This window comes from Pollutimonas thiosulfatoxidans, from assembly GCF_004022565.1.
GTDB classification, from domain to species: domain Bacteria; phylum Pseudomonadota; class Gammaproteobacteria; order Burkholderiales; family Burkholderiaceae_B; genus Pusillimonas_D; species Pusillimonas_D thiosulfatoxidans.
The window spans coordinates 1,569,253-1,595,747 of record NZ_CP022987.1; the positions used below are offsets into that span (position 1 = coordinate 1,569,253).

The following is a 26,495-nucleotide window of genomic DNA, read 5'->3' on the forward strand; positions in this document are numbered from 1 at the left end:
CCGGTACAAGGTTACATCGTGCGATGTTTCAGCGCGGGCAAGGACGCCCGCACTTCGGAAATTCGTTCGGGGTTGATATCGCCAATAGCAAAGCCCGGGCCTTCTGCAATGCAATCGACAATATCGCCCCATGGATCTATCAGCATGGAATGACCCCAGGTGCGTCGACCATTCTCGTGCTTGCCACCCTGCGCCGCGGCAAGAACATAACACTGATTCTCGATGGCCCGCGTACGCAACAGCAGTTCCCAGTGTGCCGAACCCGTCGTATAAGTAAAGGCCGAGGGCACGATAATCAAGTTTATGTCGCCCATCGCCCGATATAACTCGGGGAAACGCAGGTCGTAGCAAATGGACAAGCCCACGGCACCACAAGGAGCATCGAAGGTTTTTGCATTCAGGGTGCCAGCCTTGATGGAAACCGACTCGTCGTAGGATTCTTCTCCGCGGCGAAAGCCGAACAAATGGATTTTGTCATAACGGGCGATTTGTTTCCCGGCCGGATCGTAAACCAGGGTGGCATTATAAATGCGTTGTGCATCATCAGTGGTCAATGGCAGGGTTCCGCCGACCAGCCATATGGCGTGCCGGCGGGCCTGTTCTGCCAGAAACTCTTGTATGGGGCCACTGCCCAGCTCTTCCTTGATCAATAGCTTGTCTTGATCGTGGCGCCCCATAAGGCAGAAGTATTCGGGCAAGGCTATTAATTGGGCGCCAGCCCTTGCGGCTTTCCCGATCAGTTCGCCAGCTTCCCGCAGGTTGCGCTGCAGATCGGTGCTGCTGACCGTTTGTACGGCGGCGACGCGAAACTTATTGGTCGGGACGTCCATTAATAATCCTGATAATGCAAATTTGTCCACTCTTCAATATGAATTGATTCAAACGCAACACAAAATACGATAGAATCACTAGCTGCCGTGAGGCGGATGATTATCGCTGGCCCAAACCTGCACCGTTATATACAGGAATACCCAAATGACTCGCGACTCTTACACTGCCCAGAAACAGAAAATCGAAAAAGAAATACAAAAGCTTCAAAAACAAGCCCTCGCGCTGCAAACCAAACGCCGGGGGCCGGTGGTTACATCCATTCTTCGGTCCATGCGCGAGTACGATATCACGCCCGACGACATCGCAAGCGCCTACAACCGAAAAACTTCCCACGTTGCCAAGAAAGCTGCTGCAGCTGGGGCTCCAAAGCGCACTGTGCCGCCCAAATACCGCAATCCGAAAACCGGTGATACCTGGACAGGCCGTGGCAAGGCACCACGCTGGATAACCGCGGCAGAATCCGAAGGCCAGCAACGCGACAGCTTCCTGATCAAGCCATAAAGCCAACTACCGCTACACCAGTGCCGGCATCCGTGGCCGGCACCGGCGGCTTTTCCGGCTAGGGCTACCGGCCACGATCGTATTCAACCTCGCGCACCTGGCCGTTATTGCCCGGGAAACCGTCGAACACCGCTTGGGCCAAATAGGGCATGACTTCCTGCAGGTTATCGCTTGAGCTCATATTGACAGCGCTGGACCGATATACCTCGGCGTCATTATTCTGATTATCCCGAATAATGACGGTAAGCGTATTTTTATATACGTCCACCGGCACGCTGGACGTGCCCGAGCTCATGAAGACCCCGCCCCCCCAGCCACCATAGCCGCCATAGTGCCCGAATGCGGGCCCAAAGCCCCAACCATCGCGCACATAGGGGTCATGGTAGCGCTGCGTCCAGGCGCGGCTCATGGCACTGTCGTATTCGATATGCACATCGAACCGCGGCGACACGCCTGCCCTGGCCTCGACCAGGCCGGTGGGCCCGATGGAGGAACGTATCATGTCGGAGACCGCCTGGAATTCAAGATTATTTACTTGCGTGGGTGCGGGCACGATCCGGTAGCTGGCGCCAGAGGCATCCGCCGGCCATTGCTGATAGCTGGTCACCCTGGCCGAAAGCGTAGAGGCGCATCCGGCCACCAGCACCGCAGTGGCAAGCAATACACAGCAGCGCCATACCGCTTGCTGATAGTTAACTGTTTTCTTCCACATATGTCCCTCTGCTTCGTCCAGTTATAAGGCATGCCGGCATGGTTATGCATTGCTGCCACGACATTGCCATAAGACCACTAAAAACATCCAAAGGTTGCATCATCAGCCCAAAAACCGCAGAGAGCCGCAAACACTACAATACGAACATTCGCAATTTCTCGGGACAGCTGTCATGCGCACCGATATCGCTCCTTCCATTTCACGTCACGACTACCAGCCGTATCCATACAGCCTGGTCAGCGTAGAGCTCGCCTTCGACCTTCAGGCGGAACAAACCCGGGTTGTCAGCCGACTGGTATTCGAACGCATCGGCACCGACATCCATCCGCTGGTACTGGACGGACAAGCCCTGCAATTGGAATGCCTGACCATTGATGGCGCAAGGGTGCCAGAAGACAATTTCAAGATCGAAAATGACACCCTGGTCATCTCGAAGGTTCCCGCAAGCTTTACGCTGGAAATTACCAGTCTTTGTCGGCCTGCGGACAACTCCACCCTAATGGGTCTGTATGTATCCGGAGACAAGCTGTTCACACAGTGCGAGGCTGAAGGCTTTCGCCGCATTACGTGGTTTCCGGATCGCCCTGACGTCATGTCCCGCTATCGGGTCACCTTGCGGGCCGAGAAGCAGCGCTACCCCTTGTTGCTGTCCAATGGCAATTTGCTGCACGAACGCGATTTGCCTGACGGCCGCCACGAAGCCTTATGGGAAGACCCTCACCCCAAGCCCAGCTATTTGTTTGCCCTGGTCGCGGGCGACTTTGCATGCCGCGAACTCACCACACAAACACGCAGCGGCCAAGACGCCTTGCTACAGGTATATAGCGACAAAGATTCGGAAAACAAGACGGGCTGGGCGCTGGACTGCCTGCTGCGGTCACTGAAGTGGGACGAGCAGCGGTTTGGACTCGAGCTGGATCTGGACCGCTTCATGATCGTGGCGGCGCGCGACTTCAATATGGGCGCCATGGAAAACAAGGGGCTCAACGTCTTCAATTCAGCCTACGTCCTGGCCGACCAAGACACCGCTACCGATGCCGCTTACCGGGCTATCGAAGCCGTTATTGGCCACGAATACTTTCACAACTGGACAGGTAACCGGGTTACCTGCCGCGATTGGTTCCAGTTATCGCTCAAGGAAGGCTTGACGGTATTTCGCGATCAGGAATTTTCGGCCGACATGCTGGCGCAGGACCTTTCAGGGGCGGAGGCAGCCAGCGCCCGCGCCGTCAAGCGCATCGATGACGTCAGCACCCTTCGCATTGCCCAGTTTCCCGAAGACGCCGGCCCCATGGCTCATCCGATACGGCCCGAAAGCTACCAGGAAATCGGCAACTTCTATACGGCTACCATCTACGAGAAAGGGGCGGAAGTTATACGCATGCAGCATACCTTGCTCGGCGAAGACGGATTTCGCGAGGGGCTCGAAGAATATTTTCGCCGACACGATGGCCAGGCCGTCACCTGCGACGACTTTGTCAGCGCCATGGACTCCGTCTACAGCGCTCGCAATCCCGGCAAAAGCCTCGACGTCTTCCGGCGCTGGTATTCGCAAGCCGGCACGCCGCGGGTTAGGGTCCGGCTCGATTGGGACGAAGCCGGCCAGTACTGCACCGTGACCTTGCGCCAGCGCTGTGATCCCGTGGGTATCGAGAAACTGCAGCAGCCACCCTTGCATAAGCCGCCGCTGCATATTCCGTTTGCCATGGGCTTGCTGGGCCGCGACGGCCAAGCCCTAGCGATCCGGCACGAGGGCAAGGTGCTCGATACCGTGCTGCTCGAGCTGCGGGAGCAAGAGCAAACATGGACCTTCCACGATATCCCCTCCATGCCCGTGCCGTCTTTGCTGCGCAACTTTTCGGCCCCCGTCATTGTGGAATTCGACCGTCCGGACGAAGACTTGGTCTTGCTGGCCCAGCACGACACCGATCCGTTTGCCCGTTGGGAAGCCGGGCAAGAGCTTGCCACCCGCCAACTGCTCGCCTTGGTCGATGCCTACGCGCAAGGCAAGACACCCACGGTACTGGACTCGTTCGTCGAGGCATGGCGCAGCCTGCTGCTGGACCAGCAATTGTCTCCCGCTTACCAGGCTCGCATTCTGACCCTGCCGAGCGACCGCGAATTGCTCGAGAAGACGCAGCCGATGGATCCGCTCCATACCGTGCAAGCCAGCCGTCATCTGCGTGCGGCCCTGGGTGGCGCGATGGCCGATCTTTGGCAACAAACCTATGAAGCAGTTCACGACGCGGCTGAACCCTACCAGCCGGACCCCTTGTCTGCTGGGCGACGCAGTCTCAAGAACCTGGCGCTGGCTTATTTGGTGGCGGCCAAGCAGCCACAAGCGGAAGCGATGGCAATCCAGCAATACCGGACCGCCGGCAACATGACCGACCGCATGGGCGCCCTCTCGGCGCTGGTGCACTATTCGGACAGCCCGCAAGCCAGCGATGCGCTGGCCCACTTCTATGACCAATGGCAGCACGATCCCTTGGTCATGGACAAATGGTTCTCGCTGCAGGCAACCGCTGCAGATGCCTCCGTAGATACCATCAGGGCATTGATGTTGCATCCGGCGTTCTCCTTGCGCAATCCCAACCGGGCCCGGGCACTGATTTTTCAGTTCTGCATGAACAACCTAAGCGGGATCCACAGCGCCGAGGGTTACGCGTACTGGGCCGAGCAGGTGCTGGCCCTGGATAAGCTCAATCCGGAGATCGCCGCCCGCCTGGCTCGCGCTTTCGACAATTGGGCGCGTTATGCCGAACCGGCACGTAGCGGCATGCGTGTAGCGCTTGAGCGCATACGCCAGCAAACGGATCTGTCGCGCAACGTCGCGGAAATCGTCACGAAAGCCTTGAACATCTAAACGCGGAGCACACATGAAACGCAAAACATTGACGCAGTACCTGGTCGAACAACAACGAAAAGAACAAGCCGTTTCGGCGGAAGTGCGGCTACTGATCGAGATCGTGGCGCGAGCCTGCAAGGCTATCGGTCATGCGGTCAGCAAAGGGGCGCTGGGCGGTGTGTTGGGCAGCCTGGAAAGCGAGAACGTCCAGGGCGAGGTCCAAAAGAAGCTGGACGTCCTGTCCAATGAGATCTTGCTGGAGGCGAACGAGTGGGGTGGACACCTGGCAGCAATGGCATCCGAAGAAATGGAGACCATCCATCTTATTCCCAACCGCTATCCCAAGGGCGAACACCTGCTGTTGTTCGATCCCCTGGATGGCTCTTCCAACATCGACGTCAACGTCTCTATCGGCACGATCTTCTCGGTCCTGCACGCCCCGCACCACGCGTCGGGCCGCGAAGTCGATGAAGACGACTTTCTGCAAGCGGGCGCCACACAGGTGGCTGCCGGCTATGCGGTGTACGGTCCGCAAACCATGCTGGTGCTGACGGTAGGATCGGGAGTTGTCGGCTTTACACTGGACCGCGAGATGGGATCATGGGTACTGACCGAGGAAGACATACGAATTCCGGAAGAAACCACGGAATTCGCCATCAATATGTCCAATATGCGTCATTGGGAACCACCCGTAAAACGCTACATCGGCGATTGCCTGGCCGGCAAGACCGGACCCTTGGGCAAGGATTACAACATGCGCTGGATCGCATCCATGGTGGCCGATGTGCACCGCATACTGACCCGTGGTGGCATCTTCATGTACCCGCGCGACGAGCGGCCATCCGGCAAGGCCGGGAAACTACGGCTGATGTATGAAGCCAACCCCATGAGCATGATCGTTGAGCAGGCCGGGGGTGCCGCCATTGACGGCACCCATCGAATCCTGGATGTGCAGCCCAACGCCCTGCATCAGCGTATCGGAGTCATCCTGGGCTCGAAGCAGGAAGTCGAGCGCGTCCGGCAGTACCACCTGGACGCGGCCAGCCAAGAAGCTTAGTCCAGAGTAAACACCGTGGCGCCGGTCGTCTTGCGGGCGGCCAGTGCCTCTTGGGCGTCGCCGGCGGCCTCCAGCGGAAACCGCTGGCCGATGGCAACCTTGATCTTCTTCTTGCCGACCAGGCTGAAGAGCTCATCGGCCGCTGACTGCATTTTTTCCAGTGTTGCCACGTGGGTGCCCAAGGTTGGACGGGTGACAAACAAGGAGCCCTTGCTGGCCAGTACACCCAGGTTGACGCCTTCAACCGAACCGGAGGCGTTTCCGAAACTGACCATCAGGCCGCGCGGTTCCAGGCAGTCGAGCGAGGTGAGCCAGGTATCTTTACCCACCCCATCGTAGACCACGGGGACCTTCTTGCCGTTGGTCAGTTCCTTGACGCGTTCCACCACATCTTCGCGCGAATAATCGATGACTTCCCAGGCGCCGTGTTGCTTGGCCAAGGCGGCTTTCTCGGGTGTGGACGCCGTGCCGATCAGCTTGACGCCCAGCGCCTTGGCCCATTGACAAGCGATCAGGCCGACGCCACCCGCAGCCGCATGGAACAAGATGGTTTCCCCGCCTTGCAGGCGATAGGTCTGGCGAAACAGGTATTGGACGGTAAGACCCTTGAGCATAATGGCTGCGGCTTCGTCGAAAGCAACACCCTTGGGGATCTTGACGACACGGTCGGCTGGCACGTTGCGCGCTTCGGCGTATGCGCCGATGGGGCTTTGCCCGTAGGCGACGCGATCGCCCACCTTCAGGTGGCGGACATCCTGGCCGACGGCCTCTACGACACCGGACGCCTCGAAGCCCAAGCCATGGGGCAGCGGGTGCGAATAAAGGCCCGTGCGAAAATAGATATCGATGTAATTAAGGCCTATGGCTTTTTGCCGTATAGTTACCTCGCCTTTTTCGGGCGGCGGGACCTGAAGCGTTACCAACTTCAAGACTTCGGGACCACCGTTCTTCTCTATGCGTATTGCTTTTACCTGGTTTTCCAAGACGGACTCCTTACGGGAAACGTTGCGGTACGATGACTGCGCATAGTGTAAATCCTTCCACGAGTTTTCAGCTTAAAAAATATGAGTCGTCAGCGCGCCCTTTTTTCGATTCATATCGCGGCTGTCCTGTTTGGCCTGACGGGCATCTTCGGCGAGTTGATACAGGCCGATGCCATTGCCATTACGGCGGGGCGAGCCTGCTTTGCCGTGGTGGCCTTGTATGCGGTGATGCGCATGATGGGAAGCTCGCCGATCCAGGGCATCACCCGCCGCAACATTGGCGTGCTGGCACTGGCGGGCGCCATGCTGGCCATACACTGGATCACCTTCTTCATTGCCGTGAAGATCAGCGGCGTTGCGATCGCCACATTGGGCTTTGCCAGCTTTCCGGCCTTCATTACGCTGTGCGAGTGGCTGGTCTTCAAAGAGAAGGTCAGCACGCACGAGTGGCTGATCCTGCTGCTGGTCAGCCTGGGGCTGGTGCTGGTGACGCCCTCTTTCGATTTTCGCGACGACGCCACCATCGGCCTGGCATGGGCGATCGCGTCGGGTCTGTCCTTCGCCTTGTTTACCTTGATCAATCGGCGAGCCGCCGCACGCATACCCGCGCAGCAAGTCGCTTGTTGGGAGAACGCCTTTGTTGCGCTGCTTACCCTGCCCTTCTCGCTGCCGGCCATGGCGCAACTGGATGCGCTGAACTGGCTATGGATGGCCATGCTGGGCGTCCTGTGCACGGCGCTGTCCCATTATTTACTGGTATCCAGCCTGATGACGCTTAAAGCCCGCAGCGCCGGCATTGTCATCGCGCTGGAACCTGTCTATGCGATCTTCTTTGCCGCCGTCCTGTTTGCACAATACCCCAGTCTGCGTGCGCTGATCGGTGGCGCCTTGATGGTAGGCGCCATCATCTGGTCGGGCTTGCGCAAGGCGGACAAACAAGCCGGCTGAAGCCGGCCAGTCAGGCGGTCGCCACGAGGGCAGCCACCGCCTTGCCGACATCCGCGGTGCTTGCAGTGCCGCCCATGTCGGGCGTTCGAGGCCCGTCTTCCAGCACGGTTTCAATGGCCTTGACCACATCTTGTGCCGCCAGCGTGTGGCCCAGGAAGTCCAGCATCATTGCCCCGCTCCAGATCTGTCCGATGGGATTGGCGATATTCCTGCCGAAAATGTCGGGCGCCGAGCCATGCACCGGCTCGAAAAGCGACGGAAAGTGGCGCTCGGGATTCAGGTTTGCCGACGGGGCTATGCCTATCGTGCCGGTACATGCAGGCCCCAGGTCGGACAAGATGTCCCCAAAAAGGTTGGAGGCCACCACCACATCGAACCTGTCCGGGTGCTGTACGAAATGAGCGCAAAGGATGTCGATATGGAATTTGTCCCAGCGCACATCGGGGTATTGGCTTGCCATCTCGGCAACCCGCTCATCCCACCAGGGCATGGAAATGGAAATGCCGTTGGACTTGGTGGCGGCGGTAAGGTGCTTGCCACGCTTGCGCGCCAGTTCGAACGCAAACTTCAGCACACGGTTGGCACCGATGCGGGTGAAGACACTTTCCTGGATGACGACTTCGCGCTCGGTTCCTTCGAAAAGGCGACCTCCGCTGTTGGAGTATTCCCCCTCGGTATTCTCGCGCACGATAAAAAAATCAATATCGCCTGGCTTGCGCCCGGCCAGTGGAGACGGCACGCCGGGCATCAGGCGCACCGGACGCAGATTGATGTACTGATCGAACTCGCGCCGGAACTTGAACAGGGATTCCCACAAGGCGATATGGTCGGGCACGGCCTCGGGCCAACCTATGGCGCCAAAGAAGATCGCTTCGTGTCCGCCGATGCGGTCTTTCCAGTCTTCGGGCATCATGCGTCCATGGCGGGCATAGTAATCGCAACTCCAGTCCAGCTCATCCCACTGCCAGACTATGCCATGGCGGCCTGCCACGGCCTCCAACACGCGTATACCTTCGGGCATAACTTCCTTGCCTATTCCGTCCCCGGCAATAACGGCGATCTTGTGATGTGCGGACACGTAAGCCTCTTTCAGTGCATTAAATGGGATCAATAACCCTGGTTCCTGGCCACCACGCCGCTAATCGGCAGGCCTTGTTCCAGCGAATGGATCTTGTCAATGATCTGTTCCAGCGTCTCTTCATAGCGGGTGATCGCAGAAATATGCGGCGTAATGCGGACCCGCGGATGCGTCCAATACGGGTGATCAGCAGGCAGCGGCTCGGTGCGAAAGACGTCCAGCAAAGCGCCCTGTACATGACCGGCATCGATCGCGGACAACAGGTCTTCGTCCACCACATGATGGCCCCGCGCCACATTGATGACGTAGGCATCGGGCAGCAATGCCTGCAAGGTGGACTGGTTAATGATGTTTTCAGTGCTTGGGGTCAGGGGCAGCACATTGACCAGCACGCGCGTGCGCGCAAGGAAGTCCCGGAACCCTGTGTCGGCATGAAAAGTCCGGACGCCGGTTACCGTCTTGGGACTGCGCGACCAGCCGGCCACGGGATAACCTGCCCTTGCCAGGGTTTCTGCGACCTGCTTGCCGATTGCGCCCAGGCCCATCACCCCCACGGGCCATGCCTCGTACGATATGGCCGGCAGCTTCAGCCACTGGCCCCGCGCCTGGTTCTCCGCATAACGGTCGAATTGCCGCGATGCATGAATCAGGCCGTGCAGGACATACTCTGCCATCTGGCTGCCCATGCCGGCGTCCTCTACCCGCACCACCGGTAGGCTGGCTGGCAGGTCCGGCATCGTCATCAGGCGATCCACCCCCGCGCCCAGGTTGAATACTGCTTTCAGGCCAGGCGACGCGGCAAAGAACCCCTCTGGCGGCTGCCATACCACGGCATAGTCGGCAGCCGGAGGGTCGGCTTCCCCATGCCAGGCTATAACCTGCATATCCGGGCAGGCCTGGGCAAACCGCGCGCGCCATTCTTCCGTATAGTCGGCCGTACCGCCTGCCACCATAATCTTGACCTTCACATGCTCTCCTATCGACGGCGCCCGGTCAGCGAACCCAGCACGCCTCGGATTAACTGCGTGGCCGTGCTTCGAACCGCGCTCTTGACTGCCGATTGCACCACACCATCTCTGCGACCGCCACGCGGCCCGGTGGAACCGAAAAGAAAATCGCTGACTGCGCCCATGACGCCATCGTTCTGCTCAGCGTCGGCACCCTTGCCGCTTGCCTTGTCCAGCACTTGCGTGCGCTGTTGCAGCCTTTCGTAGGCGGATTCCCGATCAACCACCTGATCATACTTGCCGCCCAACAAGGAGCTTGCCCGCAAGACCTGCAGTTCGGCGCCGCTAGCCGGACCAATACGGCTGCCCGGAGCGTACATCCAGACTCGTTGGGTAATGCTCGGTTGGCCTTTGTCGTTCAGCATCGACACCAGAGCCTCGCCCACGCCCAGCTCGGTGATCGCCGCCTCGATATCAAGGGCCGGATTGGGCCGCATGGTTTCCGCCGCTGTCTTGACGGCCTTCTGGTCGCGCGGCGTAAATGCTCGCAGCGCATGTTGCACGCGATTGCCCAGTTGCCCCAGCACACTGTCCGGAATGTCGAGCGGATTCTGGGTCACGAAATACACGCCGACCCCTTTCGAGCGCACCAGGCGCACCACCTGTTCGACCTTCTCCAGCAATGCCTTGGGCGCGTCGTTGAACAGCAAGTGCGCTTCATCGAAGAAAAATACAAACTTGGGCTTGTCGAGGTCGCCGACTTCCGGCAGGCCCTCGTACAGGTCGGCCAGCATCCATAATAGAAAGACCGCGTACAGCCGGGGCGCCTGCATCAGTTTGTTCGCAGCCAGAATATTGACGACACCCTGGCCTTTCTCGTCGACCCGTATCCAATCGAAGATGTCCAGCATGGGTTCGCCAAAGAACTGGGTGGCGCCTTGCGACTCCAGGCGCAACAGACTGCGCTGGATGGCGCCTATGGACGCGGTCGACACGTTGCCGTAGCGGGTACGCAATTCGGCGGCGCGGTCTCCCACGTTTTGCAGCATGGCCCGCAGATCTTTCAGGTCCAGCAGCAATTCGCCTTCGTCATCGGCCACCCGGAAGACCAGATGCAGCACCCCTTCCTGGGTATCGTTCAGTTCCAGCATGCGAGCAAGCAGCAATGGGCCCATGTCGGAAACCGTAGCCCGCACCGGATGCCCCTGCTCGCCGAATATATCCCACAGCACGGTTGGGCAGGCGCCCCAGACGGGCTCGGGCAAACCGAGCTTGGTCAGCCTGTCGGCCAGCTTGGGGTTGCTGGACGCTGCTTGCGAGATGCCGCTAAGGTCCCCCTTGACGTCGGCCATGAACACCGGCGTGCCCATGCGGGAAAAGGCCTGGGCCAACAATTGCAGGGTCACAGTTTTGCCTGTGCCCGTGGCGCCGGTTATACAGCCATGCCGATTGGCAAACGAGGGAAGCAACACACACTCTGTGTCGGTGTTTCTTGCAATCGGGACGGGTGCTGGCATTTTTAATGGCCTATAGACGCTGGCGTTAAGGAAGCCCAAGTGTAATTCGGACCCCTTGCTTCTGCACGGGGTAAAATGGGCTTCTTTTACAGCGATTTAACGACACACTATATATGGCCGGTCACAGTAAATGGGCGAACATCCAGCACCGAAAAGGTCGCCAAGATGCCAAGCGAGGCAAGCTCTGGACAAAAATCATCCGTGAAATCACCGTCGCCGCACGCGCAGGCGGCGCCGACCCAGACTCCAACCCGCGCCTGCGCCTGGCCTGGGACAAAGCCACAGCCGCCAACATGCCCAAAGAGAACGTCCAGCGCGCCATCCAGCGCGGGGCTGGCGGTGCTGACGGCGCCAACTACGAAGAAGTTCGCTACGAAGGCTACGGCGTAGGCGGCGCGGCAGTCATTGTCGACTGCATGACCGACAATCGCATCCGTACAGTGGCCGAAGTACGCCATGCCTTCAGCAAGAATGGGGGCAACCTGGGCCAGGAAGGCTCGGTCGCCTTTATGTTCCAGCATTGCGGGCAATTTCTTTTTGCGCCCGGCACGTCGGAAGAATCCGTCATGGAAGCCGCCCTCGAGGCCGGCGCCGACGACATCCAGACCGACGAAGAAGGCGTGATCGAGGTCACTTGCCCGCCTGCCGACTATGCCGCCGTCAAAATAGCCTTCGAGCAATCGGAGCTAGTCCCCGAGGTGCAGGGCATTGTCATGAAGGCCCTGAACGAAACCGAGCTGACCGGCGACGACGCGGCCCGGATGCAAAAGATGCTTGATGCGCTCGAGTCGCTGGACGACGTACAAGACGTGTATTCCACCGCCGTATTCGATGAAGCAGACTGACACCCTGCAAACCCCATCGTCCCCCTTCACTACACTGCTTCTGGCACCTAACAAATGAAAATACTCGTAATCGGGAGCGGCGGCCGCGAACACGCGCTGTCATGGCAGCTGGCACAGTCGCCCCGTGTACAAACGGTGTACGTTGCACCGGGCAATGGCGGCACCGCCCTGTCGGATCAACTGAAAAACGTCCCCTTGACCGACACGGACGCCCTCATCGCCTTTGCCCGCGACGAAAAAATCGCCTACACCATTGTGGGGCCGGAAGCGCCCCTGGCCGCCGGCATCGTTGACGCCTTCCAAAGTGCGGGCCTGAAGATTTTCGGGCCCACGCAGGCCGCCGCCCAGCTGGAAAGCTCCAAAGACTATGCCAAGGAGTTCCTGGTTCGGCACAACATCCCTACGGCGGCTTACCAAACCTTTACCGACCCGGCGCAAGCCAAGGCGCATATTACGGCTGAAGGCGCGCCCATCGTAGTCAAGGCCGACGGTCTGGCCGCCGGCAAGGGCGTGGTCGTTGCCAGCAGTGTGCAAGAGGCTTGCGACGCCGTGGATCAAATGCTGGGCGACGGTTCCCTTGGTGCCGCTGGCGCCCGGGTGGTCATTGAAGAATGTCTGCTGGGCGAAGAGGCCAGCTTCATCGTCATGTGCGACGGACAGCATGTGCTGCCGCTGGCCACCAGCCAGGACCACAAGCGATTGAACGATAACGATGAAGGGCCGAACACCGGCGGCATGGGCGCATATTCGCCTGCGCCGGTCATCACGCCGGCACTGCACAATCGCATCATGCGCGAGATCATCAACCCGACAATGGCGGGCATGACGCGCGATGGCATCCCCTATGCCGGGTTCTTGTATGCGGGCCTCATGATAGGCGAGGGCCCCGACGCCACGCGCTCCCTGAAAGTGCTGGAGTTCAACTGCCGGATGGGCGACCCGGAAACCCAACCCATCATGATGCGCATCAAAAGCGATCTCACCGAAGTCTTCGACCTGGCCATCGCTGGCCGGCTGGACGAGGCCGACATCGAATGGGACAGGCGCACCGCACTGGGTGTCGTCATGGCAGCCAGTGGCTATCCGGCACAGGCACGTACCGGCGACGTCATCAGCCGGCTTCCCGACAATACCGACGAATGCGTCATATTCCATGCCGGCACCAAGCTGGAAGACGGCATCCTGAAAACATCGGGCGGGCGCGTACTGTGCGTCACGGTGCTTGCCGACTCGGTCAAGCGCGCGCAGGCGGCCGCCTATAGTGCCATTTCGCAAACCCACTTTGACGGCCAGCAGTATCGCCGCGATATCGGGTGGCGCGCCGTGGCGGGAAAAACCTCATGACCGTACCTATTTCAACCGCCCACGACTATTTTTTAGGCTTGCAATCGCGTATTGTCCAGGCGCTCGAGGATGCTGAAGGCGGATCATTCAACACCGACCAATGGACCCGTGATGAAGGCGGCGGCGGCTTGTCGCGCTACATCGAAGGCGGCAAGCTGCTGGAAAGGGGCGGTGTACTGTTTAGCCATGTACAGGGCAAGACTCTGCCGCCATCGGCCAGCGCCCACCGTAAGGAACTGGCCGGGCGCTCCTGGGAAGCCATGGGGGTTTCCATGGTGTTGCACCCGCGCAACCCTTATGTCCCGACCGTCCACATGAATGTCCGATTGTTTGTCGCCCATGCGCCGCAGGGCAGCGACGACGATAACGTGTTCTGGTTCGGTGGCGGCCTGGACCTGACACCCTACTACCCCTTCGAAGAAGACGCTCGCCATTTCCACCAGGTATGTCACGACGCCGTACAACCCTTTGGCGACGACAAATACCCCGCTTACAAGAAATGGTGCGACGAATACTTCTACTTGAAACACCGCCGCGAAACCCGTGGTGTCGGCGGCCTGTTCTTCGATGACGTGAACGAGCAAGGGTTCGACCATAGCTTTGCGCTCACTCGTTCGGTTGGCGACTGCTTCCTGGACGCCTACATGCCCATCGTCGAGGCACGCCGGCACACCGAATACGCTGAAAGAGAGCGCGAATTCCAGGCATACCGACGCGGACGCTATGTTGAGTTCAACCTGGTGTTCGACCGTGGCACGCTGTTTGGCCTGCAATCAGACGGGCGCACCGAATCCATTTTGCTGTCGATGCCGCCCACGGCAACGTGGCGCTACAACTGGCAGCCCGAGCCAGACACCCCCGAGGCCAGGCTAGCGGCCTTCCTGCATCCCAGGCAATGGTTATAAAAACCGGCCTTCTTGGGGGCAGCTTTGACCCGGTCCATTTGGCCCATGTGGCCTTGGCTCGTGTCGCCCTGCAGGCCCTGGATCTGGCCGAGGTGCAATTCATCCCCGCCGGCACTCCCTGGCAGCGCGATCCGCTGGGGGCGCCGGCGCAAGACCGGGTAGCCATGCTGGAACTCGCGGTGGGTGACCAGCCCGGCATGCGCATCAACCCCATTGAGGTGCTACGGGGCGGCAACACCTACACCATCGATACGCTGCGCGAATTGCCGCCGGCGGACTACTATTGGATATTGGGTACAGACCAGTTGCAAAACTTCTGTACCTGGGAGTACTGGCAGGAAATCACCAGCCTGGTGCACTTGGCCGTCGCGTTAAGGCCGGGCTCCGCCTTGGTGGCCCCGGAACCACTGCAAAGGCACCTGAAAAAGCTGGGCAAGCAGCTGTTGCAGCTGCCCTTCACTCCCATGCCTGTCTCTTCCACGCAAATTCGCGACCATCTGGCCGCCGATCAGCCCACCGACGGAATGCTGGATCCCGCCGTGGCGAAGTATATTAAACAAAAAGGGCTTTATCGGGCCCCTGCCGCCTGATCTCTCACGGTATAGTGACTTAATGGATATTCAAAAACTGCAACGCCTGGTCATTGACGCGCTCGAAGACGTCAAGGCCCAGGACATCAAGATCTTCAACACCACCCACATTACGGGGCTGTTCGACCGCGTGGTCATTGCCAGTGGCACCTCCAACCGCCAGACGCGAGCCCTGGCTTCCAGCGTGGCGGACAAAGCTCGCGAGCACAAGATTCCCATCGTCGCCTACGAAGGCGAAGACACCGGCGAATGGGTGTTGGTCGATCTGGGCGACATCGTCGTGCACTGCATGCAGCCGGTCGTACGCCAGTACTACAACCTGGAAGAAATCTGGGGAGACAAACCTGTGCGCGCGCGCCTGTTGCCACAATCCACCCTGCCCAGCATCCCGCAATCGTACGACTACGACGGAAACTGATCCGGGAGCGACCCGATGAAACTGATCGTCGTCGCCGTCGGTGTACGCATGCCCGACTGGGTTGAAACGGCCTGGCGCGAGTACGCCCGGCGGCTGCCCGCGGATTGCCCATTGGAAATCAGGGAAATCAAGCCGGAGGCCCGCACGTCGGGCAAGACTCCTGGGCAGATGATGCACGCGGAGGCACGACGTATCGAAGCCGCCATCCCTGCGCACGCCTATCGCATCGCCCTGGATGAGCGAGGCAAGGACATGACCACCATGGCGCTGGCGCAAGACCTGGAACGATGGCGCGGCAGTGGCCAGGACATCGTCTTCCTGATCGGCGGCCCGGACGGTCTGGACCCCCAGCTCAAGCTAAGCTGCCCCGGACGCTTGCGACTTTCGTCACTGACGCTGCCCCATCCCATGGTGCGTGTGGTACTGGCCGAACAGCTGTACCGCGCCTGGGCTATCATGACCGGCCACCCTTATCACCGCGCTTGATGCGCTTTTTGCGAGCACTGCCCCACCATGACTCGACGCCGTACAAAAATCGTTGCAACACTGGGGCCGGCCAGCTCCACCCCGGAGAAAATCGAACAACTGATATTGGCTGGCATGGATGTGGCGCGCCTGAATTTCTCGCACGGCGAGCCCGACGATCATCGGCAGCGCGCCGAACTGGTGCGCGCGCTTTCAAAGAAACACGATAGATTCGTTGCCATCATGGGCGACCTGCAAGGTCCCAAGATCCGCATCGCCAGGTTTACGGACAGCAAAGTACAGCTTGCCGTCGGCCAGCCTTTCACGCTTTCCAATAATCACCCTTCGGAAGCAGGGGACGAGACCATCGTCGGCATCGACTACCCGTCCTTGGTCCAGGACTGCCACCCCGGAGACGAGCTCTTGCTGGATGACGGCCGCGTCGTGCTACTGGTCGAAAGTGTGGACGAGCATGCCGTGCACACCGTCGTCACCGTAGGCGGGCCGCTGTCCAATAACAAGGGGATCAACCGCCGTGGCGGCGGTATATCGGCGCCCAGCCTGACCGACAAGGACCGCGAAGACATCAAACTGGCGGCCGAACTGGAAATGGACTATGTGGCCGTCTCCTTCCCGCGTTATGGCAGCGACATCGAGGAAGCGCGCAAGCTGGTGCAAGAGGCGGGCAGCCAAGCCTGGATTATCGCCAAGATAGAACGTGCCGAGGCAGTCGCCGACGACGCTGCGCTGGATGCCATCATCCAGGTCAGCGACGGCGTCATGGTGGCGCGCGGCGACCTGGGCGTGGAAGTGGGCGACGCCCGTCTGGTAGGCATACAGAAGCGCATCATCCAGCATGCCCGCACGCGCAACAAGCTGGTGATCACGGCAACGCAGATGATGGAGTCCATGATCAGCAGCCCCATGCCAACAAGGGCCGAAGTATCGGATGTGGCAAACGCTGTGCTGGATCATACCGATGCGGTGATGCTGTCGGCCGAAAGCGCCTCGGGGCAATTTCCCGTAGAGGCCGTGACGGCCATGGCGCGTGTATGCCTGGGCGCCGAACAAGAGCCCACCACCACGAAATCACAGCACCGGCTGGGCGAAACCTTCATGCGCTGCGACGAGACCATTGCGCTGGCGACCATGTATGCCGCCAATCATTTTCCGGGAATCAAGGCCATCATCAGCCTGACGGAAAGCGGCCACACGCCGCTGATCATGTCGCGCATCCGGTCTGGCGTGCCCATTTACTGCTACACCCGACACCCCAATACACAGCGCCGCGCAGCCATGTTCCGCGGTGTTTACACCGTACCGTTCGACGCCGCGCAAATCGACCCCGCACTGGTCAGTGAAAAAGCCATCGACAAATTGAAAGAGCAGTCTTTGCTGAGCCCGGGCGACTGGATCATCCTGACCAAGGGCGACTTCTACAGCGACAGCGGCGGCACCAACGGCATGAAAATACTTAAGGTCAGCTAAGCGTCAGCCATGAAGTCATTGCCTATTTATCTGGCCTCGGCCAGCCCGCGCCGGCACGAGCTGTTGCTACAGATGGGTGTTCCCCATCAGGTACTGGCTGTTCCCGCGCCCGACGGCGAAGACGAGCCGCAGCTTCCCGGCGAGGCACCCGAAGTCTACGTACGCCGCACGGCACGCGACAAGGCGATACGTGCGCGCGAATGGGTCGCCAGGCAGCACCGCGCGCTGGAAGCCGGCGCCTTGTCATTAAGCACACCCATACTGTCCGCCGATACCACTGTCATTCTGGGCGGCGATATTCTGGGCAAGCCGCTCGATATCGAAGATGCGCGCACCATGTTGCAGCGGCTGTCCGGCCGTACGCATGCCGTGCATACGGCCATCGTGATCGCGCACGCCGGGGTATTGCTGGAAGATGTATCCATCACAGAAGTTCGCTTCAAGGCACTGACTGCGTCCGAAATCGACAGCTACTGCCATAGCGGAGAACCCTTAGGCAAAGCCGGCGCCTATGGCATCCAGGGCAAGGCAGGCCGGTTCGTCGCCTATATATCCGGCAGCTATACCGGTGTGATGGGACTGCCCTTGTATGAAACCGGGCGGCTGCTGGATCAGCTATCCAGTCCCAAGGTGTAGAGCACTAGCGCTTAAAGTAGCCACTCGATGGGCAATATCGAAAGGAACAACACGTAGCCTCGCTTGAACAGGCCAGTTTCAGGTTCCGAGTCGTGGCGGACTTCCTTTCCATCCCGGCGCTCTAACCAATACAAGTCCCCGGGCTCGGACAGACGCACCTCGTACGAGCTTTCGGATACCCGCTCATCAAAGAACTGTTCGATCTGCCGAGCCGTGGTCGGACTTTCTATGACGAAGCCCAGTTCGGTGTTAAGGTGCACTGATCTGGGATCGAAATTGAACGAGCCCACAAATACGCGCTTTCCATCGACGGCAAAGGTCTTGGCATGCAAGCTGGATCCCGAGCTGCCAAAAGGACCTGCGCTCGCGTTGCGCCGGCTTACCGTCGACATTCGCCGCATTTCATAAAGCGCAATGCCGGCAGCCAGCAGATCTTTACGTCGCTTGGCATAGCCTGCATGAACTGCGGCAACGTCTGTCGCGTCCAATGAGTTAGTCAATATACGCAACTTGACACCGTCTTCCGCCATCTTGGTAAAGACGTCTACGCCGGCGGCCGTGGGCACAAAGTAAGACGAGACCAGCTCCAGATTCTCGGTTGGGCGCCCCAGAAGCTCGCTTAGCTGGCGAGTGACCAGGCTGTCAGGATCCGCGAGGCCCAGGCCCTTGGCCGGGTCGTCGCTGACCATAGTGGTGTCCGCCCACTCAAACTCCAAACTGCCTTGCAGCAGTCCAGTGGCAAAAGGAGAATCTCTGATCGCACGCAGATAGTCGGCAGACGCCTCGGATTCGGCCATCTGTGCAGCAGCGGCTCTCACTTCCTGCAAAGCCGCCGCGTCCGCCTTGGGCAGGATCAGGTCGACCGGATAGGACGAGTCGCTGCTCCAATAACGATCAAAATCAGTAGAAACGTCGTCCACCACCGATCCGACCGCCATGACATCCAGGTCGGCAAACAAAAAAGATTCGCCTACGCCAAAGTACTCATCGCCCACATTGCGACCGCCAATAATCGTCGCCTGGTTATCGGCAGTAAACGATTTGTTGTGCATGCGGCGATTTGCCGCAGTGAAATTCGTGAGAAAACCAATGGCTTTAGGCCTGCGCACCACGAAGGGATTGAACAGGCGGACTTCGATATTCGGATGGGTATGCAAGGCGGCCAGCTCTTTGTCCAAGCCGGTTGTACCGTTGTCATCCAGCAGCAAGCGCAGACGCACACCCCGGTCAGCCGCGGCACGTAGCTCGTCGAGCAACAGGGTGCCAGTGACGTCGCCATGCCAAATGTAGTACTGCACGTCCAGGGTCTTTTGCGCAGATCTGGCCAATAGCGCACGGGCAGCAAAAGCTTCGTGCGGGTCAATCAGCCAATAGATACCGCTACGTCCACGATGTTGTTGTGCCTGAGGCGCAATGGCGCGACCCAAGGCGGTGTCCGCAGCTTCAATCTGATTGAGCGCCACGCTGGTGCTTCGCCCCTCCAGCGGAGGTAGGGAACAACCGCCCAAGAGCAAGGCGAGCAAGCAAAGCAGGAAAGCCCTACGGGTGAAAAACAAGATAATCACCGACCTGGAAACCGTTAGCCCAAAGACAAACCCCCACCCGCGGTGAGCGGATGGGGGTTTGGGGTATAAGAGCCTGACGATGACCTACTTTCACAGACGTACGTCCACTATCATCGGCGCGAAGGCGTTTCACGGTCCTGTTCGGGATGGGAAGGCGTGGGACCACCTTGCTATGGTCGTCAAGCGTAACTGGTTTGCCTTGTGGCCAAGCTGTTGCCAGCCTGGCCCTAAGGCCAATCTTAAGAAGAAGCACACCGCGCCTTCGCGTGCCAGCCGTTGGGCTGACCGCCAGGGGTGTAACGTATGGATTTGTGTGTTGGGTACGGGTTCGCGATTGTTACATCAATTTGTTTGAACGACACTTGAAACGCATAACCTACAAGGTTATAGGATCAAGCCGCACGGGCAATTAGTACTGGTTAGCTACGTACATTACTGCACTTACACACCCAGCCTATCAACGTCCTGGTCTCGAACGACCCTTCAGGGGGGTCTAGCCCCCGGGATACCTAATCTTCAGACGAGTTTCCCGCTTAGATGCCTTCAGCGGTTATCTCTTCCGTACATAGCTACTCGGCAATGCCATTGGCATGACAACCGATACACCAGCGGTACGTCCACTCCGGTCCTCTCGTACTAGGAGCAGGCTCCGTCAAGTATCCAACGCCCACGGCAGATAGGGACCAAACTGTCTCACGACGTTTTAAACCCAGCTCACGTACCTCTTTAAATGGCGAACAGCCATACCCTTGGGACCGGCTACAGCCCCAGGATGAGATGAGCCGACATCGAGGTGCCAAACACCGCCGTCGATATGAACTCTTGGGCGGTATCAGCCTGTTATCCCCAGAGTACCTTTTATCCGTTGAGCGATGGCCCTTCCATTCAGAACCACCGGATCACTATGTCCTGCTTTCGCACCTGTTCGACGTGTCAGTCTCACAGTCAAGCACGCTTATGCCATTGCACTATCAGCACGATTTCCGACCGTACCTAGCGTACCTTCGAACTCCTCCGTTACGCTTTAGGAGGAGACCGCCCCAGTCAAACTGCCCACCATGCACTGTCCCCAACCCGGATAACGGGCCAAGGTTAGAACCGCAAACAGACCAGGGTGGTATTTCAAGGTTGGCTCCAGCGAATCTAGCGACTCACTTTCAACGCCTCCCACCTATCCTACACAGGCCGGTTCACAGTCCAATGCAAAGCTACAGTAAAGGTTCATGGGGTCTTTCCGTCTAGCCGCGGGTAGATTGCATCATCACAACCACTTCAACTTCGCTGAGTCTCAGGAGGAGACAGTGTGGCCATCGTTACGCCATTCGTGCAGGTCGGAACTTACCCGACAAGGAATTTCGCTACCTTAGGACCGTTATAGTTACGGCCGCCGTTTACCGGGGCTTCGATCAAGAGCTTGCACCCCATCACTTAACCTTCCGGCACCGGGCAGGCGTCACACCCTATACGTCGACTTTCGTCTTAGCAGAGTGCTGTGTTTTTAATAAACAGTCGCAGCCACCGATTCTCTGCGACCCCTTCATGCTCAGGGCGCGGGCCCTTCACACTACCGGGGTATACCTTCTCCCGAAGTTACGGTATTAATTTGCCGAGTTCCTTCTCCTGAGTTCTCTCAAGCGCCTTGGAATATTCATCCCGTCCACCTGTGTCGGTTTGCGGTACGGTCTCGTGAAACTGAAGCTTAGAGGCTTTTCTTGGAACTGCTTCGGATCAGTTTAGGACCGAAGTCCTATCCAGTCACACCCTTGAATTACGCGCCCGGATTTGCCTGGGCGCCTTCTATAGTGCAACAACGGGGACATCCAACACCCCGATGACTTTCCGCAATCCGTCCCCCCATCGCATTTCACGACGGTGCTGGAATATTAACCAGCTTCCCATCAGCTACGCATCTCTGCCTCGCCTTAGGGGCCGACTCACCCTGCGCCGATGAACGTTGCGCAGGAAACCTTGGACTTACGGCGAGGGGGCTTTTCACCCCCTTTATCGCTACTCATGTCAGCATTCGCACTTCTGATACCTCCAGCATCCTTTACAAGACACCTTCGCAGGCTTACAGAACGCTCTCCTACCGCGTATATCAATCAAGATACACACCCGCAGCTTCGGTCTATGGCTTAGCCCCGTTACATCTTCCGCGCAGGACGACTCGATCAGTGAGCTATTACGCTTTCTTTAAAGGATGGCTGCTTCTAAGCCAACCTCCTGACTGTCTATGCCTTCCCACTTCGTTTCCCACTTAGCCATAGTTAGGGACCTTAGCTGGCGGTCTGGGTTGTTTCCCTCTTGAGTCCGGACGTTAGCACCCGGTGCTCTGTCTCCCACGCTCATACTTGCCGGTATTCGGAGTTTGCCATAGGTTGGTAAGTCGCCATGACCCCCTAGCTATAACAGTGCTCTACCCCCGGCAGCAATACGTGAGGCACTACCTAAATAGTTTTCGGAGAGAACCAGCTATTTCCAAGCTTGTTTAGCCTTTCACCCCTATCCACAGCTCATCCCCTAATTTTTCAACATTAGTGGGTTCGGTCCTCCAGCACGTGTTACCGTGCCTTCAACCTGGCCATGGATAGATCGCTTGGTTTCGGGTCTACACCCAGCGACTAAATCGCCCTATTCGGACTCGCTTTCGCTGCGCCTTCCCTATTCGGTTAAGCTTGCCACTGAATGTAAGTCGCTGACCCATTATACAAAAGGTACGCAGTCACGGGACAAGCCCGCTCCTACTGTTTGTATGCACACGGTTTCAGGATCTATTTCACTCCCCTTCCGGGGTTCTTTTCGCCTTTCCCTCACGGTACTGGTTCACTATCGGTCGATCACGAGTATTTAGCCTTGGAGGATGGTCCCCCCATGTTCAGACAGGATTTCACGTGTCCCGCCCTACTTGTCTGACGCCTAGTTCCACACGCACGATTTCATCTACAGGGCTATCACCTGCTATGGCCGCGCTTTCCATCGCGTTCGATTATCGTACGTGCTAAAACGTCAAGGCTGATCCGAGTTCGCTCGCCGCTACTATCGGAATCTCGGTTGATTTCTTTTCCTCGAGCTACTGAGATGTTTCAGTTCACCCGGTTCGCCTCCACGCACCTATGTATTCAGTGCGGGATACGCCCTTGCGGGCGTGGGTTTCCCCATTCGGATATCTGCGGATCAAAGCTTGTTTGCCAGCTCCCCGCAGCTTTTCGCAGGCTACAACGTCCTTCATCGCCTGTGATCGCCAAGGCATCCACCATGTGCACTTAGTCGCTTGATCCTATAACTTTATAGGTTATAGAAACACTTGAGTTTAGCGTGTGTTGTGCCGTTCATCGCTTTCAAAGCTCGTGTCACGCGTGCGATACTGCTACCCGCATGACCCGCTTTTGAGAACTACTTGAACTAATTTAATAATGCAATCACAACCCGTACTTTACTTACTGGTGCAGCGCTTCTGAAGGCGCGGCACCATCCATAAATTACTTCGTTGTGCTTCTTCCAGATTGTTAAAGAACGAGTAAAACCATTAAATCCGTAGACTTAACGAGCAGCGCTCTGACTTCCGGTACGCACTGTGTGTGCGCGCCAGAGCCCAAAGCCCTGTTCGTTAATTCCATCCAGCCGACAAGTGCACCGCTGCTGCTTTCGTCCAACCCGCACGCTCGGACCGCGCCTTCCTTTTAATACCTAAAAGAAGCTTGGTGGAGGATGACGGGATCGAACCGACGACCCCCTGCTTGCAAAGCAGGTGCTCTCCCAGCTGAGCTAATCCCCCGCACCGATAAAAACCGTACTGGTGGGTCAAGTTGGAATCGAACCAACGACCCCCGCCTTATCAAGACGGTGCTCTAACCGACTGAGCTACTGACCCAGTGTGCGCGCCATGCCCTGCAGCATGACCCGTAACCTTGTCGTGGCTTACTCTTTCTAATCAAACAGCCAATAAGTGTGGACGCTTTCGCTTCGTGTGCTTCGCTCTGAAAGGAGGTGATCCAGCCGCACCTTCCGATACGGCTACCTTGTTACGACTTCACCCCAGTCATGAATCCTACCGTGGTAATCGCCCTCCTTGCGGTTAGGCTAACTACTTCTGGTAAAACCCACTCCCATGGTGTGACGGGCGGTGTGTACAAGACCCGGGAACGTATTCACCGCGACATTCTGATCCGCGATTACTAGCGATTCCGACTTCATGCAGGCGAGTTGCAGCCTGCAATCCGGACTACGATCGGGTTTCTGGGATTGGCTCCCCCTTGCGGGTTGGCGACCCTCTGTCCCGACCATTGTATGACGTGTGAAGCCCTACCCATAAGGGCCATGAGGACTTGACGTCATCCCCACCTTCCTCCGGTTTGTCACCGGCAGTCTCATTAGAGTGCCCTTTCGTAGCAACTAATGACAAGGGTTGCGCTCGTTGCGGGACTTAACCCAACATCTCACGACACGAGCTGACGACAGCCATGCAGCACCTGTGTTCCGGTTCTCTTGCGAGCACACTTTAATCTCTTAAAGCTTCCAGACATGTCAAGGGTAGGTAAGGTTTTTCGCGTTGCATCGAATTAATCCACATCATCCACCGCTTGTGCGGGTCCCCGTCAATTCCTTTGAGTTTTAATCTTGCGACCGTACTCCCCAGGCGGTCAACTTCACGCGTTAGCTGCGCTACTAAGGCCCGAAGGCCCCAACAGCTAGTTGACATCGTTTAGGGCGTGGACTACCAGGGTATCTAATCCTGTTTGCTCCCCACGCTTTCGTGCATGAGCGTCAGTATTATCCCAGGGGGCTGCCTTCGCCATCGGTATTCCTCCACATCTCTACGCATTTCACTGCTACACGTGGAATTCTACCCCCCTCTGACATACTCTAGCTCGGCAGTTAAAAATGCAGTTCCAAAGTTAAGCTCTGGGATTTCACATCTTTCTTTCCGAACCGCCTGCGCACGCTTTACGCCCAGTAATTCCGATTAACGCTTGCACCCTACGTATTACCGCGGCTGCTGGCACGTAGTTAGCCGGTGCTTATTCTGCAGGTACCGTCAGTTGCGCCAGGTATTATCCGGCGCCGTTTCTTCCCTGCCAAAAGTGCTTTACAACCCGAAGGCCTTCATCGCACACGCGGGATGGCTGGATCAGGGTTTCCCCCATTGTCCAAAATTCCCCACTGCTGCCTCCCGTAGGAGTCTGGGCCGTGTCTCAGTCCCAGTGTGGCTGGTCGTCCTCTCAAACCAGCTACGGATCGCAGCCTTGGTGAGCCTTTACCTCACCAACTAGCTAATCCGATATCGGCCGCTCCAATAGTGAGAGGTCTTGCGATCCCCCCTTTCCCCCGTAGGGCGTATGCGGTATTAGCCACGCTTTCGCGTAGTTATCCCCCGCTACTGGGCACGTTCCGATATATTACTCACCCGTTCGCCACTCGCCGCCAGGTCCGAAGACCCGCGCTGCCGTTCGACTTGCATGTGTAAAGCATCCCGCTAGCGTTCAATCTGAGCCAGGATCAAACTCTTCAGTTCAATCTCTGTATAAATCGTAATTTCCAAACCGAGCTCCTAAGAACCCGGCAGGTCATACGTCGCGTCTGCTCAAAGAAAAAGACCGGTTTAAATTACTTCAAACCTTTACTTTTTCAATGTGCGAGCACTTGATAATTTTGGCGAACCCTCGTGAGAAGGCTGCACACTCATTCCAAGCGCCCACACTTATCGGCTGTTAAATTGTTAAAGAGCGTGTGAGGCGTTTTGTGCGAACAACCCCTCGGGTACTAAATTCTGTACTACTGCCTGCTCGGCTAACCCACCTGGCAGCGTGTGGCTGGCCGTGTGTGCCTCGAGCAAAGAAGCGAGATTATGAAGCAGTTTTTCTGGCCTGTCAAGTTGGGGTGGTTCGGCCGGGCTTAACGCCACAAACTTCACACTGCCCTTACCCTTGCTGCCAGCGCGCTTTGAAAACCACCTTAAAGCGCCGCTGCTTTGTCCTCTACCTTGCCGTTTTTTGGCAAGACCGAAATCATACCATAATCCGAGAAGTTTTTCGCTACCTGTTTTACTGCCCTTGCAACCCACTTGCCCGGTAAAACTGCTTTACTTTCAAAGCCTTAGTACCGGTTGCTAACTAGGGTTAACCCCAGTCGCGTGTGCTGCGAAGAACAGAACTATAGCACAGGGTTTTTAGGCCATGCAACTCGCTTTGCGGGCAAAAGCACGGTTTTGTGACGCGCTGATGACGGCTAGACAGATAAGCTGTTGAAATACTGGTGGAATGTTTTTTTGGGCGGGGCGCAAATAGTTTTGCGGCGGGGCTAAATTCCATGGGAAAGCACGCTTTTTACCTGGGCGAAAGCGTTATTAGGGGTTCGGCTTTGCTTTAAAAGCGCTTGTCGCGCAGGTGCCTGAATCTTATTGCCACGCACTGCGCACTAAACCCGGCCCGGGGTGTGGGGTAGCGGTTGCGCTCATCGACCCCGGCCCTGGCTTGCGCCAGGGCTGCCCGCGGGTCAACGCTGCACGGGGCGCCTCCGGAACTCCCAACGTCGGGGCAGTGCCCCGACACCCGCGTTGGTCGAACAGCCGCAGGCTTGCCTCCCCGTGCAACGTCGCCCCGCGGCGGGGCCGACAAATCGCGCAACCGCTACCCCACACCCCGGGCCTGGACTATTCATGGGGTGGACCGATAAGGATAAGCTGGCGCGTTGGGTGGATTTAGCATTCTTGACTCATGCCGTTGGGCGCTGCCCTGCTGCACCTTCGTTGATGCCCCTTCGTTGCTTCTGCCGCACTCCTTGCTACCGTGCCGGTTTGCTACTTCACTCGCCTGACTGT

General features: G+C 58.0%; 19 protein-coding genes, 2 tRNA genes and 3 rRNA genes. 12 read left to right on the forward strand and 12 right to left on the reverse strand.

The genetic code is table 11. The features are described from left to right. Positions 1-11: 11 nt before the first annotated feature. Positions 12-830 carry a carbon-nitrogen hydrolase family protein gene (locus CKA81_RS07525; protein WP_128354752.1) on the reverse strand — a complete coding sequence of 273 codons (819 nt, stop codon included), beginning with the start codon at positions 828-830 and terminating at the stop codon, positions 12-14. A 145-nt stretch (positions 831-975) separates the two neighbouring features. On the opposite strand from CKA81_RS07525, the gene CKA81_RS07530 reads away from it, so the two are divergent. Continuing rightward, entirely contained in the window at positions 976-1,332 is a 357-nt protein-coding gene (locus CKA81_RS07530) for an H-NS histone family protein (protein WP_128354753.1), read from the forward strand. A gap of 64 nt (positions 1,333-1,396) precedes the next feature. Here CKA81_RS07530 and CKA81_RS07535 read toward each other — a convergent pair whose 3' ends face one another. After that, positions 1,397-2,044 (reverse strand): DUF4136 domain-containing protein, encoded by a 648-nt coding sequence (locus tag CKA81_RS07535; RefSeq protein WP_128354754.1) that lies wholly within the window; start codon positions 2,042-2,044, stop codon positions 1,397-1,399. A gap of 172 nt (positions 2,045-2,216) precedes the next feature. On the opposite strand from CKA81_RS07535, the gene pepN reads away from it, so the two are divergent. Both pepN and CKA81_RS07545 read left to right on the forward strand, forming a co-directional pair. After that, a complete protein-coding gene (gene pepN / locus CKA81_RS07540; RefSeq protein WP_128354755.1) occupies positions 2,217-4,910 on the forward strand; it encodes an aminopeptidase N in 2,694 nt (897 codons plus the stop codon). A 13-nt stretch (positions 4,911-4,923) separates the two neighbouring features. Beyond that, positions 4,924-5,949 carry a class 1 fructose-bisphosphatase gene (locus tag CKA81_RS07545; RefSeq protein WP_128354756.1) on the forward strand — a complete coding sequence of 342 codons (1,026 nt, stop codon included), beginning with the start codon at positions 4,924-4,926 and terminating at the stop codon, positions 5,947-5,949. Here the strand turns inward: CKA81_RS07545 and CKA81_RS07550 are convergent. After that, on the reverse strand, positions 5,946-6,932 hold the full coding sequence (locus tag CKA81_RS07550) for a quinone oxidoreductase family protein (RefSeq protein ID WP_128354757.1): 987 nt from the start codon (positions 6,930-6,932) through the stop codon (positions 5,946-5,948). The genes CKA81_RS07545 and CKA81_RS07550 overlap by 4 nt on opposite strands. Positions 6,933-7,013: 81 nt before the next feature. On the opposite strand from CKA81_RS07550, the gene CKA81_RS07555 reads away from it, so the two are divergent. Beyond that, positions 7,014-7,880: a DMT family transporter gene (locus CKA81_RS07555; protein ID WP_128354758.1), complete on the forward strand. Its 867-nt coding sequence runs from the start codon at positions 7,014-7,016 to the stop codon at positions 7,878-7,880. 10 nt (positions 7,881-7,890) lie between these two features. Here the strand turns inward: CKA81_RS07555 and CKA81_RS07560 are convergent, their stop codons facing one another. The 3 genes from CKA81_RS07560 to CKA81_RS07570 are packed head-to-tail and all read right to left on the reverse strand — an operon-like array spanning position 7,891 to position 11,422. Further along, positions 7,891-8,958, reverse strand: coding sequence for a tartrate dehydrogenase (locus CKA81_RS07560; protein ID WP_128356670.1), 1,068 nt, complete (start codon positions 8,956-8,958; stop codon positions 7,891-7,893). A 29-nt stretch (positions 8,959-8,987) separates the two neighbouring features. Beyond that, the gene (locus CKA81_RS07565; protein WP_394342549.1) at positions 8,988-9,911 is read right to left on the reverse strand and encodes a 2-hydroxyacid dehydrogenase; all 924 of its coding nucleotides are present in this window, start codon (positions 9,909-9,911) and stop codon (positions 8,988-8,990) included. Between the two features lie 23 nt (positions 9,912-9,934). Beyond that, positions 9,935-11,422 (reverse strand): helicase HerA-like C-terminal domain-containing protein, encoded by a 1,488-nt coding sequence (locus tag CKA81_RS07570; RefSeq protein ID WP_128354760.1) that lies wholly within the window; start codon positions 11,420-11,422, stop codon positions 9,935-9,937. Positions 11,423-11,535: 113 nt separating this feature from the next. On the opposite strand from CKA81_RS07570, the gene CKA81_RS07575 reads away from it, so the two are divergent. Genes CKA81_RS07575 through CKA81_RS07610 form a run of 8 tightly spaced genes read left to right on the forward strand, consistent with a single transcriptional unit; the run spans position 11,536 to position 18,113 of the window. After that, complete coding sequence (locus CKA81_RS07575; RefSeq protein ID WP_128354761.1) at positions 11,536-12,267, forward strand: YebC/PmpR family DNA-binding transcriptional regulator; 732 nt, start codon at positions 11,536-11,538, stop codon at positions 12,265-12,267. 54 nt (positions 12,268-12,321) lie between these two features. After that, positions 12,322-13,611, forward strand: a complete 1,290-nt coding sequence (gene purD, locus CKA81_RS07580; protein WP_128354762.1) for a phosphoribosylamine--glycine ligase — start codon at positions 12,322-12,324, stop codon at positions 13,609-13,611. Continuing rightward, positions 13,608-14,516 carry an oxygen-dependent coproporphyrinogen oxidase gene (gene hemF / locus CKA81_RS07585; RefSeq protein WP_128354763.1) on the forward strand — a complete coding sequence of 303 codons (909 nt, stop codon included), beginning with the start codon at positions 13,608-13,610 and terminating at the stop codon, positions 14,514-14,516. Before purD ends, hemF begins: the two co-directional genes overlap by 4 nt. Beyond that, positions 14,507-15,106 (forward strand): nicotinate (nicotinamide) nucleotide adenylyltransferase, encoded by a 600-nt coding sequence (nadD, locus tag CKA81_RS07590; RefSeq protein WP_128354764.1) that lies wholly within the window; start codon positions 14,507-14,509, stop codon positions 15,104-15,106. The genes hemF and nadD overlap by 10 nt, the downstream gene beginning before the upstream one ends. 22 nt (positions 15,107-15,128) lie before the next feature. After that, positions 15,129-15,524, forward strand: a complete 396-nt coding sequence (rsfS, locus tag CKA81_RS07595) for a ribosome silencing factor (protein ID WP_128354765.1) — start codon at positions 15,129-15,131, stop codon at positions 15,522-15,524. A gap of 15 nt (positions 15,525-15,539) precedes the next feature. Beyond that, on the forward strand, positions 15,540-16,010 hold the full coding sequence (gene rlmH / locus CKA81_RS07600; RefSeq protein ID WP_128354766.1) for a 23S rRNA (pseudouridine(1915)-N(3))-methyltransferase RlmH: 471 nt from the start codon (positions 15,540-15,542) through the stop codon (positions 16,008-16,010). A gap of 27 nt (positions 16,011-16,037) precedes the next feature. Next, positions 16,038-17,477: a pyruvate kinase gene (pyk, locus tag CKA81_RS07605; RefSeq protein ID WP_128354767.1), complete on the forward strand. Its 1,440-nt coding sequence runs from the start codon at positions 16,038-16,040 to the stop codon at positions 17,475-17,477. 9 nt (positions 17,478-17,486) lie between these two features. Continuing rightward, positions 17,487-18,113: a Maf family protein gene (locus tag CKA81_RS07610; RefSeq protein WP_128354768.1), complete on the forward strand. Its 627-nt coding sequence runs from the start codon at positions 17,487-17,489 to the stop codon at positions 18,111-18,113. An 11-nt stretch (positions 18,114-18,124) separates the two neighbouring features. On the opposite strand, the gene CKA81_RS07615 is transcribed toward CKA81_RS07610, so the two are convergent. The 6 genes from CKA81_RS07615 to CKA81_RS07640 all read right to left on the reverse strand — a co-directional run bounded on the left by CKA81_RS07615 (position 18,125) and on the right by CKA81_RS07640 (position 25,190). Then, positions 18,125-19,669, reverse strand: coding sequence for a phospholipase D family protein (locus tag CKA81_RS07615; RefSeq protein ID WP_394342537.1), 1,545 nt, complete (start codon positions 19,667-19,669; stop codon positions 18,125-18,127). Between the two features lie 80 nt (positions 19,670-19,749). After that, positions 19,750-19,862 (reverse strand): 5S ribosomal RNA (rrf, locus tag CKA81_RS07620). Between the two features lie 204 nt (positions 19,863-20,066). Further along, positions 20,067-22,955, reverse strand: a 23S ribosomal RNA gene (locus CKA81_RS07625). Between the two features lie 422 nt (positions 22,956-23,377). Further along, positions 23,378-23,453: transfer RNA gene (locus CKA81_RS07630), tRNA-Ala, on the reverse strand. Between the two features lie 19 nt (positions 23,454-23,472). After that, a tRNA-Ile gene (locus CKA81_RS07635) sits at positions 23,473-23,549 on the reverse strand. 109 nt (positions 23,550-23,658) lie between these two features. Then, positions 23,659-25,190: ribosomal RNA gene (locus CKA81_RS07640) — 16S ribosomal RNA — on the reverse strand. Together the 16S, 23S and 5S rRNA genes with 2 tRNA genes alongside form the textbook arrangement of a ribosomal RNA operon. Between the last annotated feature and the right edge of the window lie 1,305 nt (positions 25,191-26,495).